Below are 13,710 nucleotides of genomic sequence, written 5' to 3'. Positions count from 1 at the left end.
GAAACAAAAGTATGATATAGTGTAGAGTGGAAAACGTTCATTTACAGTCTGCCAAGCGAGTTAGATTGGCAGACTGATCTTTCTTTGTCAAAGAACAATGGCATTTTCCCGACTTATGAAAGAAAAAAGGGTTAAGCAGCTATTATTTTATTATTATTTTCACCCTGAAATGAGTCGGTCGTAGAAAGCGTAAGTAGGGAGGTTTCATCTTTGTTAGGAGAATTATTTACTAAGCCAAAGAAGAAAAAATATGCGACAATCCCGACAGATGGCTCAAAACATGACGTGCCGGAAGGGATCATGACGAAATGTCCGAAATGCAAAAAGATCATGTACACGAAGGAACTTGAGAAAAACCTAATGGTGTGCAGTCATTGTGGCTTTCACCATCCGATCGGCGCACAAAAACGCGTACAGTTTCTTGTGGATGAAGGTTCTTTCCGCGAGCTGGACGGCGAGTTGACAACAGCCAATCCACTTGGTTTTGAAAATTACATGGAACGCATCGAAACAGATAAGGCCAAAACAGAACTAAATGAAGCCATCCTAACCGGTCATGCAAAAATAGATGGCCTGCCGTTTGTGATTGCTGTCATGGATTCTCGTTTCCGCATGGCCAGTATGGGCTCTGTTGTAGGAGAAAAGATTCTGCGTGCCGTTGAAGAAGCGGATCGCTCTAAGGTGCCATTCCTTATTTTTACTGCGTCAGGCGGCGCCCGGATGCAAGAAGGGATGCTCTCACTGATGCAAATGACCAAAACATCCGCTGCATTCAAACGATTCAGTAGCCATGGCGGACTGGCAATAACCGTAATGACCCACCCGACAACAGGTGGCGTTTCGGCTAGTTTTGCTTCCTTAGGTGACTTTAATCTTGCTGAACCTGGGGCGTTAATCGGGTTCGCCGGACGTCGCGTAATCGAGCAAACCGTTCGTGAAGAATTGCCGGAAGACTTCCAGACAGCTGAGTTTCTCATGAAGCACGGTCAGTTGGACAAAGTGGTATCCCGACTGGAACTTCGCGATAAATTAGGTTTTATTTTGCGCGTACATGTTCGCCCAGAAACAGAGGAGGTTGAATCAACAGATGGCAGGTGAAATGGAATTTGAAAAGCCGATTCTTGAATTGCGGCAGAAAATCATCGACTTAAAAGAATATAACGAAAAAGCCGATGTTGATTTGACCAATGAAATTGAAAAACTGGAGCATCGTCTCGCTAAATTAGAAGAGGAAATCTACAGTAATATGACCGCCTGGGATAAATTCCAAGTAGCTCGGCATCCAGATCGTCCGACAACGCTTGACTACATTCCCCTGTTATTTGAAGATTTTATGGAGCTTCACGGAGATCGAACATTTGGAGATGACCCGGCAATCGTCGGCGGTATAGCTACGTTTAAAGGGCAGCCGGTCACAGTTATCGGTCATCAGCGCGGCAAAGATACCAAAGACAATCTGTACCGCAATTTTGGTATGCCTCATCCAGAAGGCTTCCGCAAAGCCCTTCGTTTAATGCAGCAGGCCAACAAATTCGGCCGACCGATCATCTGCTTTATTGATACAAAAGGTGCCTATCCCGGTCGAGCAGCTGAAGAACGCGGCCAAAGCGAGGCCATTGCCCGTAACCTTTATGAGATGAGCGATATGAAAGTACCCATTATTTGTATCGTCATTGGGGAAGGCGGAAGTGGCGGCGCGCTTGCACTTGGCGTGGGCAATGAGATTTACATGCTGGAAAATGCTGTTTTCTCCGTTATATCCCCAGAAGGAGCAGCCGCCATCCTGTGGAAAGATGCTTCGAAAGCCAAGAAAGCGGCTGAATCTATGCGCATCACAGCAGCGGATCTGTTTGAACTGGGAATCACAGATGGCATTGTGCCGGAAGTAAAAGGCGGTGCCCATCATGACCTTGCGACACAAGCCAAGGCCATCGAAAAAACCATCAATAAATCTCTGCATCGACTCACAGCACTTTCAGAAGAGCAACTTGTCGAGCAGCGCTACAACAAATATAAACAGATCGGTGTGTACGACACCATTTAACAAAGCGACCTCTTTTGGGGTCGTTTTTTAATTGGTCTATACCTCATCAAGAAAAACAGCCGAATTTCTTGAAAAACTTAAATGTATATACCAATAAATCCATAAAGCCATTAAAAAGCCTTTTTGAAAGGTTTTTTGCTTATACCATTTAGATGAAACGGTCATTTTTTCTGAAAAACAGGCAAAAACAGCTAGGATTGGCGCTTTCCATTTCCAGTTTTTTCATGTAAAATAAGGCGTGTGATAAAATATCATTGTCTGAGGTGGTAGTAAAATGAAACGTATAGCAGTATTGACCAGTGGCGGAGATGCACCTGGCATGAACGCCGCTGCCCGCGCAGTCGTGCGTAAAGGTATTTATGAAGGACTGGAAGTTTATGGAATTGATTATGGCTTCTTAGGTCTTGTAAACGGAAATATTCATAAATTGGAATTAGGCTCAGTAGGAGATCTTCTACACCGTGGCGGAACTTTCTTATATTCCGCTCGTTATCCTGAGTTTGCAACAGAAGAAGGCCAACTTAAAGGGATTGAGCAGCTGAAAAAACATCAAATCGACGGACTTGTTGTCATTGGTGGCGACGGCTCTTATCACGGAGCGGAAGCACTGACAAAACGCGGTTTCCCAACAATTGGCATTCCAGGAACGATTGATAATGACATTTCTGGAACTGATTTTACAATTGGTTTTGATACAGCACTTAACACTGTTTTGGATGCACTCGATAAAATCCGGGATACAGCAACAAGCCATGAACGTACTTTCATCATTGAAGTTATGGGTCGTGATGCAGGTGATATCGCGCTTTGGTCTGGTCTTGCTGGTGGCGCGGAAGCCATTATCGTGCCTGAAGAAACATTCAACATGGATGATGTCGTAGAACGCTTGAATAAAGGACGCGAACGCGGTAAAAAACACAGCATTATTGTTGTAGCAGAAGGCGTTATGAGCGGAAATGCATTTGCTGAAAAACTAGCTGAGTATGGGGACTACCATGCTCGTGTAACAGTATTAGGTCACGTACAACGTGGAGGCAGCCCAACCGCTTTCGACCGTGTACTTGCCAGCCGTTTAGGCGCACGTGCTGTTGAACTATTGATCGAAAACCGCGGCGGTCTAGCTGTTGGTATTCGTGAAAACAAAATTGTCGAAAACAACATCACAGAAATTTTGAAAGAAAAACATCATTTAGATGACAATATGTTCAATCTAGCATCCATCCTTTCAATCTAACGGAACCAGAAGTCACTATTTCCAGGTTAGGAGATAGTGACTTTTTTGAAAAAGTTTGTGAAAATAGGGTTTTCAGCTTTCTTATGAAAATAATTATGAAAACACAAAAAAGTTTTAGTAAAATTTATGGAAGCGTTACATGCTCCTCTTTAGAATGGATTAGGGGAAGGGCACGACCGCTATCAAAGTTTTTACTTTGGAAGAACTTTCACAAACCGCTTGTATCACAAGGATGATGCTGGTAAAATGTAGTAGATGTGTTTATAATGAAGTATGAATGAATAGGTAGTTCTAGGAGGAGTAAAAAAACATGAAAAAAACGAAAATTGTTTGTACAATCGGACCTGCTAGTGAGTCAGTTGACACATTAGTCAAATTGATCGAATCCGGCATGAATGTAGCGCGCTTGAACTTTTCACACGGCGATTACGAAGAACATGGTGCTCGTATTGAAAATATCCGCGAAGCCGCACGTAAAACAGGAAAACCTGTTGCGCTTTTACTAGATACAAAAGGACCAGAAATCCGCACACATGACATGGTAGGCGGAAAAGTTGAATTTGCTAAAGGCGACGTTGTTCGTGTGGCAATGAAACAAGTAGAAGGAACGAAAGAAAAATTCTCCGTTACTTACGATCAATTATTTGATGATGTAGAAATCGGTTCTGTTATCTTGCTTGATGATGGCTTGATCGGTTTAGAAGTCACTGAAAAAGATGCAGCCAACCGTGAACTTGTAACAAAAGTTCAAAATCCTGGCGTTCTTAAAAATAAAAAAGGTGTAAACGTACCAAACGTTTCCATCAATCTTCCAGGGATTACTGAAAAAGATGCCAATGACATTCGTTTTGGTTTAGGTCAAGGTATTGACTTTATCGCAGCATCTTTCGTTCGTCGTGCTTCTGACGTTCTTGAAATCACAAAGATTTTGGAAGAAAACAATGCGACACACGTTCAAATCATCCCTAAAATCGAAAACCAAGAAGGCGTTGATAACATCGATGAAATCTTGCAAGTTTCTCAAGGCTTGATGGTTGCTCGTGGGGACCTTGGCGTTGAAATTCCAGCTGAAGAAGTACCAATCGTTCAAAAAGAATTGATCAGAAAATGTAATAAATTAGGAAAACCAGTTGTAACAGCTACACAAATGCTTGATTCCATGCAACGCAACCCGCGTCCAACACGTGCGGAAGCTTCTGACGTTGCCAATGCGATTTTCGATGGTACAGATGCAATCATGCTTTCTGGTGAAACTGCTGCCGGAGACTATCCAGTAGAATCTGTTCAAATGATGGCAAAAATTGCGCTTCGTACAGAAGAAGCATTGATCACACAAGACAAATTTGCGCTTAAAATGCATGCAAATACAGATATGACGGAAGCAATCGGTCAAGCGGTTGGCCATACTGCACGTAATCTGGATGTTCAGACGATCGTTGCTGCTACTCAAAGCGGTCACACTGCACGTATGATTTCTAAATATCGTCCAAAATCTCATATTTTGGCGGTTACCTTCAATGAACACGTTTGTCGCTCACTTGCACTTTCATGGGGCGTTTATGCACAACTTGCTTCTCCAGTAGAAAGCACAGACGATATGTTTGATTTGGCAGTAAAAGAAGCCGTTTCATCCGGTCTTGCTCAAAATGGCGATCTAATTATCATTACTGCTGGTGTGCCAGTTGCAGAAAGTGGCACAACAAACGTTATGAAGATCCAATTAATTGGCGAAAAAGTTGTCAAAGGTCATGGCATTGGCCGTGAATCTGTCAGCGGTAAAGCAATTGTTGCTAAAAACAATGCAGAAGCACTTGCAAAAGCAGAAGAAGGCGGCATTTTAGTTGTAAAAACAACTGACAAAGAAATTCTTCCAGCATTTGAAAAGAGTGCAGCCGTTGTGGTTGAAGAAGGCGGCTTAACAAGTCATGCAGCTGTAGTTGGCATCAACCTGGGTATCCCAGTGATCGTTGGCGCTGCTGGTGCGACGGATAAAGTGAAAGATGGCGAAGTAATCACAGTAGACGCACGTCAAGGCAATGTCTACAACGGTACAACAGCTACACACTAAAATTTATATGAATAAGCTCAAGTCTTTCGGGACTTGGGCTTTTTTTATTGCTTTCCATTTCGCGCTTTCTCTAAAATACGTTATAATATAAAACAAGCAAACGTTTGGAGTGAGAATAATGAAACGATTTATTTTATATTGGGCAGCATATGGATTGATTGAACTGATTGTTTACATTTGGCTCTTTGAATGGATCGGCTTATTGCCACTAATCCTGATTCAAGTTGCTTCGAGTGTTTTTGGGATTTATATGTTTAAAAAACTAGGCGGAAGTTTTTTGTTCCAATTGCGTGACGGGAGAACAGTCGCACCTTATTTACTCGACAGTATCTGTTTTGCCATCGCCGCTTTTTTCCTGACAATTCCTGGGATTGTGACGACACTCTGCGGCTTATTATTGTTCATTCCTTTTATTCGCAATCGTTTAAAGCCGAAACTTGCCAAATGGCTTGATCAAAAAACAGGCAAGCATACACATTTTTACTTTTTTGACATGTAAAACGGGCTTTCAATCGGATGGCCCGTTTTATTCCATCTTGAAAAGAAGTGATCGTCTTTTCTTATCGCAAATCAAATATTCAATAGGTTTGTGTTATACTACACATGAAATTTGTGCTATAATAATTCTTATCTGACAAAAGGGGTCAGTGCGGGAAAGGTTGCATGTTATGTTTACAGAAAGTATGTTATTTTTATTGCTATTTTTAATTTTAGGTTTGATTGCCAAAAACAATTCGTTGGTGATTGCCGTTGCTGTCGTCATCTTATTAAAACTATTCCATGCAGATGCAAAAATTATGGAAACGATTGGAGCAAAAGGGATCAATTGGGGTGTAACAATCATCACGATCGCCATTCTTATCCCGATTGCCACAGGTCAGATTGGTTTTAAGGACCTCTTTGAATCGTTCCGTTCGGCAGCTGGTTGGGTGGGACTGGGCGCGGGGATACTCGTTTCGATTCTTTCGCGTAAAGGTGTCGACTATATGGCCGTTGATCCGCAAATTACCGTTTCACTTGTTTTTGGTACAATTTTAGCCGTGGTATTGTTCCGCGGTCTAGCAGCTGGTCCAGTTATTGCTTCAGGGATTGCTTACATGATCATGCAGATTCCGCTTTTTAATCGGTAACAGAATGAAGGGGAAGAAGGAGGATAATTATGACAGTTTCAAAGGGTTTGGAAAATGTTTATGTCGCAGAAACGTCGATCAGCTCGATCATTGACAGCACATTGAAATATGTAGGGTATGACATCAATGATTTAATCGAGCATCAGGTTTCGTTTGAGGAAGTTGTTTATTTATTATGGCATCTACGCTTGCCAAATAAAGCCGAATTAAAAAAATTCAATGAAGAACTTAGTGAAAACATGGCCGTATCAGAAACGATTATTACCAGTCTTCGGATGCAGCATCACCAAAAACTGCATCCAATGAGCGTACTTCGGACAACGGTTTCCATGTTAGGCGTCTTTGATACAGAAGCCGAGTTGGATGACGGGGAATCCGTTTATCGAAAAGGGATCCGTCTGCAAGCGAAAATGCCGACAATTGTTGCCGCGTTTTCACGCATCCGGCGCGGCCTAGATCCTATTCCGCCTAAAAAGGAACTCAGTGTAGCTGCCAATTTCCTCTATATGCTAACTGGCGAAGAAGCTGACGCGCTATCCGTCGAGGCCATGAATAAAGCGCTTGTTCTTCATGCAGATCATGAGTTTAATGCTTCCACATTCACTGCGCGCGTCTGTGTAGCCACTTTATCCGACGTCTATTCAGGTGTAACAGCGGCGATTGGTGCATTAAAAGGCCCTTTGCATGGCGGTGCCAATGAGCGCGTGTTTGACATGCTGGAAGAAATTGATGCCCAAAGTTCAAATGTCCGCGATTATATTCAATATAAAATTGATAATAAGCAGAAAATCATGGGCTTTGGCCACCGTGTCTATCGTAATGGTGACCCCCGTGCCAAACATTTACGTGTAATGAGCGAGCGTCTTACGAAACAAAAACAAGAGGAAAAATGGTACCAGCTTTCCGTTGAAGTGGAACAGGCCGTATGGGAATTGAAACACCTTCGCCCGAATGTCGATTTCTACTCGGCTTCCGTGTATCACGCGTTAGGAATTGATGTCGACCTGTTTACGCTCGTATTCTCCGTCAGTCGTGTTTCCGGCTGGCTCGCACACATTTTTGAGCAATATCGTGATAACCGATTGATTCGTCCACGCGCTATTTATGTAGGGCCGGAAGATCGTCCATTTATCCCGATTGAAGAAAGAATATAAGGAGGCTTTTCAAATAATGACACAAGGTGAAAAAATCCAAGTAAAGAATGGTGTATTACAAACACCGGCACATCCGATCATTCCGTTTATTGAAGGAGATGGAACAGGACCAGATATTTGGCGGGCAGCAAAGCGCGTACTGGATGCAGCTGTTCAAAAAGCTTATAATGGGGAACGTTCCATCAGCTGGAAAGAAGTATTAGCTGGCGAAAAAGCCTTTCATCAAACAGGCGAGTGGCTGCCGCAAGAAACGCTTGATACTATTCGTGAATATCTAATTGCAATTAAAGGCCCACTAACAACGCCAATCGGTGGTGGCATCCGTTCATTGAATGTTGCGCTTCGTCAAGAGTTGGATTTATATGTCTGCTTACGCCCAGTTCGTTATTTCAAAGGAGTTCCTTCCCCTGTGAAACGGCCAGAAGACACAGATATGGTAATTTTTCGTGAAAATACAGAAGATATTTATGCCGGCATTGAATTTCAAGAAGGTAGTCAAGAAGCCAAAAAACTAATCGACTTTTTGGAAACTGAATTCGGTGTCAATAAAATACGCTTCCCTGAAACATCGGGAATTGGTGTGAAGCCTGTTTCTAAGGAAGGCACTGAACGCTTGGTGCGTGCCGCGATTGAATATGCACTAAGTGAAGGCCGCAAATCATTAACACTCGTTCATAAAGGCAATATCATGAAATTTACAGAAGGTGCATTTAAAAATTGGGGCTATGCACTTGCTGAACGTGAATTTGGTGATCGCGTCTTTACTTGGAATGAATATGACCGTATCAAAGAACAAGAAGGAGCAGAGGCTGCGGACAAGAAGCAATCCGAAGCGCTGGCAGCGGGCAAATTGTTAGTGAAAGATGCGATTGCAGATATTTTCTTGCAGCAAATTTTAACACGTCCGGCTGAATTCGACGTGGTTGCGACGATGAACTTAAATGGCGACTATATTTCAGATGCACTAGCGGCTCAAGTTGGCGGAATCGGGATTGCGCCTGGTGCCAACATCAATTACTTGACGGGACACGCCATTTTTGAAGCAACGCATGGAACAGCGCCAAAATATGCTGGCCTCGACAAAGTAAATCCTTCTTCGGTGATTCTTTCTGGAACCTTGATGCTGGAACATATTGGGTGGCATGAGGCGGCTCAGCTGATCACAGAGGCGATGGAGCAGACGATTGCTGCTAAAACAGTGACGTATGATTTCGCTCGATTAATGGATCAAGCGACAGAAGTGAAATGTTCGGAATTTGCAGATCGATTGATTGATAAATTTTGAAAATGTATGTTTTTTCTGGGTTGAATTTTAGCCTTATATAATTAATGTTCGCTTTTAGATGGTTTCCATATCGGGAGACCATCTTTTTTGTTAAAGAAACCAAATATGCGCCAAAGTTCCTTGGCTCAGGCACTTATGGTAAAATAGATATATCTGATTTTGAATGAGGAGGCCACTTTCCGTGAGTAAATTAATTTTGATAGATGGTAACAGTATTGCTAGTCGCGCCTTTTATGCGTTACCGCTTTTATCCAGCCAGAAAGGGATTTATACGAATGCAGTTCTTGGCTTTACAATGATGCTGAATAATGTTTTAGATAAAGAAAAACCGGACCATGTGCTCGTTGCATTTGATGCTGGGAAAACAACTTTTAGACATAAGACGTATCAAGAATATAAAGGAGGTCGTCAGAAAACACCTAGTGAACTTTCTGAGCAATTTCCACTGATTCGCCAATTGCTAGATGCGTATGATATTCCGCGCTATGAGCTGGCTGATTATGAAGCAGATGACATTATCGGTACCTTGGCAAAGGAGGCAGAGCAAGAGGGATTTGAAACGGTTATCATCACCGGCGACCGTGATTTGACGCAGCTTGCCACAGATAAAACCACTGTCTTTATCACAAAAAAAGGGATTACAGATATGGAAATCAATACGCCGGAAACACTCCAAGAAAAATACGGACTGACACCAGCGCAAATTATTGACCTAAAAGGACTTATGGGCGATTCTTCTGATAACATCCCCGGCATTCCAAGTGTAGGTGAAAAAACGGCTCTCAAGCTGTTACATCAATTCGATGGCACGGTGGAATCTGTCCTAGAACATGCAGAGGAAATCAGCGGCAAGAAATTGAAAGAAAAAGTGATTGAAAATAAAGAAATGGCCCTTTTAAGTAAGGAACTGGCGACAATTAATACCTCAGCGCCAATTGAAACACACCTAAAAGAAACGGCCTATCAAGGCTATCAACCTGAAAAAGTGATCCCATTTTTAAAAGAGCTTGAGTTCAAGCAGATCTTGAAGAATCTTGAACAAGGCGACGCAGCACAAACCGAGGAACTGAAAGAAATTTCTTTTGAAACGTTAGCAGTGGTAAAAAAGGAACATTTTGGTAAAAAAACGGCTCTCTATATCGAAATGGACGGTGACAATTATCATACGGCACCCATTATCGGTTTTGCCCTTCATTCAGACAAAGGAACCTACTATTTTAACGAAGAAACGGCAAAAAATAGCCCAGAGTTTACAGCATGGCTTGGTAGTGACGCGGAAAAGGTAACGTATGATGCCAAGAAAGTAGCGGTCGTCAGTCAACGTTTTGGCGTTCGATCAGCAGGGATTGTTTTTGACGACATGCTGGCTTCCTATTTGCTGAACCCTTCTGAAACGATCGATGACTTTTACAGCGTGGCAGAACGACATGGGGAAACAGATGTCCAGTCGGATGAAGCGGTTTACGGCAAAGGCGCTAAACGAAAGCTGCCAGACGAAGCGGCAATCGGGGAACATTTAGCACGAAAAGCTGTGGCAACAGCAAACCTAGAAAAAATTCTAACTCAAGAACTAGAGGCTAATGAGCAGCTCGAATTGATGGAAGATATCGAACTTCCGCTTACATTTGTGCTGGCTAAAATGGAAAAATATGGCGTGAGTGTAGATACGGATCGCCTCGAAGAAATGAAAGGAGAGCTCGCCAATCGTTTGGCCAATCTGGAAACGTCGATTCACGGCCTTGCTGGCGGAGCGTTTAATATTAATTCACCCAAACAGTTAGGGATCGTTTTATTTGAAAATTTAGGCCTCCCGGTTATCAAAAAAACGAAAACGGGCTACTCGACTGCTGCCGATGTCTTAGAAGCGCTTTCCGGCCAACATCCGATTATTGATGAGATCTTGATTTACAGACAACTGGGCAAAATTCAGTCGACCTATATTGAAGGCTTGTTAAAAGTAACAGATCCGATTGAGAAAAAAGTCCATACCCGCTTTAACCAAACATTGACGCAGACAGGACGGCTTAGTTCAGTGGATCCCAACCTGCAAAATATCCCGATTCGACTAGAAGAAGGCAGAAAGATTCGTGAAGTCTTTATTCCAAGTGAACCCGGCTGGAAGATTTTCTCCGCCGATTATTCGCAAGTAGAACTACGTGTTCTGGCCCATATTTCCGAAGATGAGAACTTGATCTACGCGTTCCAGCATGATTATGACATCCATACGAAAACTGCGATGGACGTTTTCCATGTTGAAAAAGAGCAAGTAGATTCACTGATGCGTCGCCAAGCCAAAGCCGTCAATTTTGGCATCGTATATGGTATTTCAGACTATGGCTTATCGCAAAATCTAGGCATTACTCGAAAAGAAGCCAAAGATTTTATCGAGCGTTATTTTAAGAGCTATCCAGCCGTCAAAGAATATATGGCAGATATTGTCCGCTTTGCCAAAGAAAAAGGCTATGTAGAAACCATTCTACACCGGAGACGCTACATTCCAGAAATCACCAGCCGCAACTTTAATGTGCGCAGTTTTGCAGAACGGACGGCCATGAACACACCGATTCAAGGGAGTGCTGCTGACATCATTAAAAAAGCAATGATCCTCATGAACGAGCGCTTAAAATCAGAAAACCTTCAGGCGCACTTACTTTTACAAGTACATGATGAATTGATCTTTGAGGCACCAGAAGAAGAAATTGCCCAATTAGAAAAAATCGTACCAGAAGTGATGGAAAATGCTGTTCAGCTTTCTGTACCGCTTAAAGTAGACAGTGCTTATGGTAATACTTGGTACGAAGCGAAATAGAGAAAGGAAGAAGTCGCATGCCAGAATTGCCAGAAGTAGAAAATGTCCGTCAAACATTGGAAGAGCTGGTTCCCGGAAAAACCATCGATCAAGTAATCGTTCAAGTACCAAAAATGATTCATGGAATGGAACCGGATGAATTTGTGCACACCCTGATCGGTCAAACGATTGAGGAAGTTCGCCGCCGCGGTAAATTTCTGCTACTCGATCTCACACATTGCACACTCCTTGCTCATTTACGAATGGAAGGAAAGTTTCGGTTGCTAAATGAGCAGGATGAAGTGAGCAAACACACACATATCATCTTTCATTTTACCGATCACACCGAACTAAGATTTCTAGATGTCCGCAAGTTTGGCACAATGGAAATCACGCATAAAAAAGGCGAAGAAGAAACAAAATCGATTCAAAAGCTTGGACCAGAACCCCTAAGCGAGCTCTTCACACTGCCACCCTTTGCAGAAAAATTGAAACGAACGAGCCGTGCTGTGAAAACCGCTCTGCTGGATCAGCGACTGGTTGCAGGTATCGGAAATATTTATGCAGATGAAATTCTTTTTCGTGCCAAAGTTCGGCCAGAACGGGCAGGATCCACGCTCTCCGATTCTGAAATCACACGCATTTACAAGGAAACTAAAAATGTTCTCCGCGAGGCTGTTGCACTTGGCGGCTCAACGATTCGCACCTATGTGAACTCGCAAGGGAAGCTTGGGCAATTCCAAGAGAAGCTGTTAGTTTACGGCCACGCAGGCGAGCCTTGTCCGATCTGTGGAACCACCATCGAAAAAATCAAATTAAATGGCAGAGGCACACATTTTTGCCCGAACTGCCAGAAGTAGAGTAGGTGAAGACGAATGAAGCGAACGATTGGGCTGACCGGTTCGATTGCTACTGGAAAATCCACCGTTAGTCAGTGGCTGAAAGAAGCTGGCTTTGCAGTTGTAGATGCAGATATTGCCGCACGGAAAGTGGTGGAAAAAGGAACAGCCGGATTGGAAGAAATCCGTCAACATTTTGGCGAAACGGTTTTAACAAAAGAAGGGGAATTAAATCGAGGCAAGCTCGGGAAAATCATCTTTGAGGATGCTGAAAAACGAACGCTCCTTAACCAAATAGTCCATCCAAAAGTAAAAGCCTACATGTTAAAAGAACGAGAAGCCCTTTTTGAAGCAGGAGAAACGATTGTCATTTTTGATATTCCGCTCTTGTACGAAAGCCATTTAGAAGCCCTCGTTGATCAAATTGTGGTGGTGCGGACAAGCCGTGAAACAGAAATCAAGCGGCTTATGGCAAGGGACGGGATACAAGCAGAAGCTGCAATTCAAAAAATCGATACGCAAATGCCGATTGAAGAAAAGGAGCAGCGTGCGGATTTTGTCATTGACAATGATGGCTCTTTAGAAAAAACGAAAAAACAGGTCGATCACTTGATCCAACAGTTCAAAAACTTCCAATAGCCAGGCCTTTTTCGCCGTGGTATAATAGGAAAAAAGCCTCTCAGTGACAGGAGTGAAAGAGATGAAATGTCCATCTTGTAAATATAACGGCACACGTGTTGTCGACTCGCGCCCAGCAGATGACGGGAATTCTATTCGTCGGCGCCGTGAATGTGAAGAATGCGGCTATCGGTTTACAACCTTTGAAAAAGTCGAGGAAAGCCCGCTGATTGTAGTGAAAAAAGATGGTGCCAGAGAAGAATTTGCTCGGGAAAAAGTACGGCGTGGTCTGATTCGCGCTTGTGAAAAGCGTCCCGTCAGTATTGAGCAATTAGAAGAAATCGTAACAGAAGTAGAACGTGAGCTGCGAAATATTGGCGACAGTGAAGTGCCGTCCGATTTGATTGGCGAGAAAGTCATGGACAAACTTGCCGGTTTGGACGAAGTGGCCTATGTTCGTTTTGCCTCCGTGTATCGCCAGTTTAAAGATATCAATGTATTTGTCGATGAATTAAAAGAACTAATGGAAAAAAATAAAAAAGTGTAAAGA

At 43.0% G+C, this 13,710-nt stretch carries 12 protein-coding genes; all 12 read left to right on the top strand.

Features of this window, described 5'->3' with window-relative positions; all coding sequences use genetic code 11:
* The first annotated feature begins 210 nt into the window (after window positions 1-210).
* The 12 genes from accD to nrdR all read left to right on the top strand — a co-directional run bounded on the left by accD (window position 211) and on the right by nrdR (window position 13,707).
* Window positions 211-1,098, top strand: a complete 888-nt coding sequence (gene accD / locus CS921_RS01640; RefSeq protein ID WP_099221293.1) for an acetyl-CoA carboxylase, carboxyltransferase subunit beta — start codon at window positions 211-213, stop codon at window positions 1,096-1,098.
* Complete coding sequence (locus CS921_RS01635; RefSeq protein ID WP_099221292.1) at window positions 1,088-2,044, top strand: acetyl-CoA carboxylase carboxyltransferase subunit alpha; 957 nt, start codon at window positions 1,088-1,090, stop codon at window positions 2,042-2,044. Before accD ends, CS921_RS01635 begins: the two co-directional genes overlap by 11 nt.
* A 274-nt stretch (window positions 2,045-2,318) precedes the next feature.
* Window positions 2,319-3,278, top strand: a complete 960-nt coding sequence (gene pfkA / locus CS921_RS01630; RefSeq protein WP_099221291.1) for a 6-phosphofructokinase — start codon at window positions 2,319-2,321, stop codon at window positions 3,276-3,278.
* 310 nt (window positions 3,279-3,588) lie between these two features.
* Window positions 3,589-5,346: a pyruvate kinase gene (gene pyk / locus CS921_RS01625; RefSeq protein ID WP_099221290.1), complete on the top strand. Its 1,758-nt coding sequence runs from the start codon at window positions 3,589-3,591 to the stop codon at window positions 5,344-5,346.
* A 118-nt stretch (window positions 5,347-5,464) separates the two neighbouring features.
* On the top strand, window positions 5,465-5,845 hold the full coding sequence (locus CS921_RS01620) for an FxsA family protein (RefSeq protein WP_099221289.1): 381 nt from the start codon (window positions 5,465-5,467) through the stop codon (window positions 5,843-5,845).
* A gap of 169 nt (window positions 5,846-6,014) precedes the next feature.
* On the top strand, window positions 6,015-6,476 hold the full coding sequence (locus CS921_RS01615; RefSeq protein ID WP_099221288.1) for a DUF441 domain-containing protein: 462 nt from the start codon (window positions 6,015-6,017) through the stop codon (window positions 6,474-6,476).
* Between the two features lie 29 nt (window positions 6,477-6,505).
* Complete coding sequence (gene citZ, locus CS921_RS01610) at window positions 6,506-7,630, top strand: citrate synthase (protein WP_099221287.1); 1,125 nt, start codon at window positions 6,506-6,508, stop codon at window positions 7,628-7,630.
* Between the two features lie 13 nt (window positions 7,631-7,643).
* The gene (gene icd, locus CS921_RS01605) at window positions 7,644-8,915 is read left to right on the top strand and encodes an NADP-dependent isocitrate dehydrogenase (RefSeq protein WP_276106587.1); all 1,272 of its coding nucleotides are present in this window, start codon (window positions 7,644-7,646) and stop codon (window positions 8,913-8,915) included.
* A 181-nt stretch (window positions 8,916-9,096) separates the two neighbouring features.
* Window positions 9,097-11,724, top strand: coding sequence for a DNA polymerase I (polA, locus tag CS921_RS01600; protein ID WP_099221285.1), 2,628 nt, complete (start codon window positions 9,097-9,099; stop codon window positions 11,722-11,724).
* 17 nt (window positions 11,725-11,741) lie between these two features.
* Window positions 11,742-12,563 (top strand): DNA-formamidopyrimidine glycosylase, encoded by an 822-nt coding sequence (gene mutM / locus CS921_RS01595; RefSeq protein WP_099221284.1) that lies wholly within the window; start codon window positions 11,742-11,744, stop codon window positions 12,561-12,563.
* A 15-nt stretch (window positions 12,564-12,578) separates the two neighbouring features.
* The gene (gene coaE, locus CS921_RS01590) at window positions 12,579-13,181 is read left to right on the top strand and encodes a dephospho-CoA kinase (protein ID WP_099221283.1); all 603 of its coding nucleotides are present in this window, start codon (window positions 12,579-12,581) and stop codon (window positions 13,179-13,181) included.
* Window positions 13,182-13,242: 61 nt separating this feature from the next.
* Window positions 13,243-13,707: a transcriptional regulator NrdR gene (gene nrdR, locus CS921_RS01585; protein ID WP_099221282.1), complete on the top strand. Its 465-nt coding sequence runs from the start codon at window positions 13,243-13,245 to the stop codon at window positions 13,705-13,707.
* The last annotated feature ends 3 nt before the right edge of the window (window positions 13,708-13,710 follow it).

This window comes from Listeria costaricensis, from assembly GCF_900183385.1.
Classification (GTDB): domain Bacteria; phylum Bacillota; class Bacilli; order Lactobacillales; family Listeriaceae; genus Listeria; species Listeria costaricensis.
Note: the sequence above shows the minus strand (reverse complement) of the source record. Positions and strands in the feature narration are given on the sequence as shown.

Bases quoted from the DNA above. Each gene is read 5' to 3' on its own strand.
- CS921_RS01635 (WP_099221292.1), top strand. From the start codon at position 1,088: ATGGCAGGTGAAATGGAATTTGAAAAGCCGATTCTTGAATTGCGGCAG.
- pfkA (WP_099221291.1), top strand. From the start codon at position 2,319: ATGAAACGTATAGCAGTATTGACCAGTGGCGGAGATGCACCTGGCATG.
- pyk (WP_099221290.1), top strand. From the start codon at position 3,589: ATGAAAAAAACGAAAATTGTTTGTACAATCGGACCTGCTAGTGAGTCA.
- CS921_RS01620 (WP_099221289.1), top strand. From the start codon at position 5,465: ATGAAACGATTTATTTTATATTGGGCAGCATATGGATTGATTGAACTG.
- CS921_RS01615 (WP_099221288.1), top strand. From the start codon at position 6,015: ATGTTTACAGAAAGTATGTTATTTTTATTGCTATTTTTAATTTTAGGT.
- citZ (WP_099221287.1), top strand. From the start codon at position 6,506: ATGACAGTTTCAAAGGGTTTGGAAAATGTTTATGTCGCAGAAACGTCG.
- mutM (WP_099221284.1), top strand. From the start codon at position 11,742: ATGCCAGAATTGCCAGAAGTAGAAAATGTCCGTCAAACATTGGAAGAG.
- coaE (WP_099221283.1), top strand. From the start codon at position 12,579: ATGAAGCGAACGATTGGGCTGACCGGTTCGATTGCTACTGGAAAATCC.
- nrdR (WP_099221282.1), top strand. From the start codon at position 13,243: ATGAAATGTCCATCTTGTAAATATAACGGCACACGTGTTGTCGACTCG.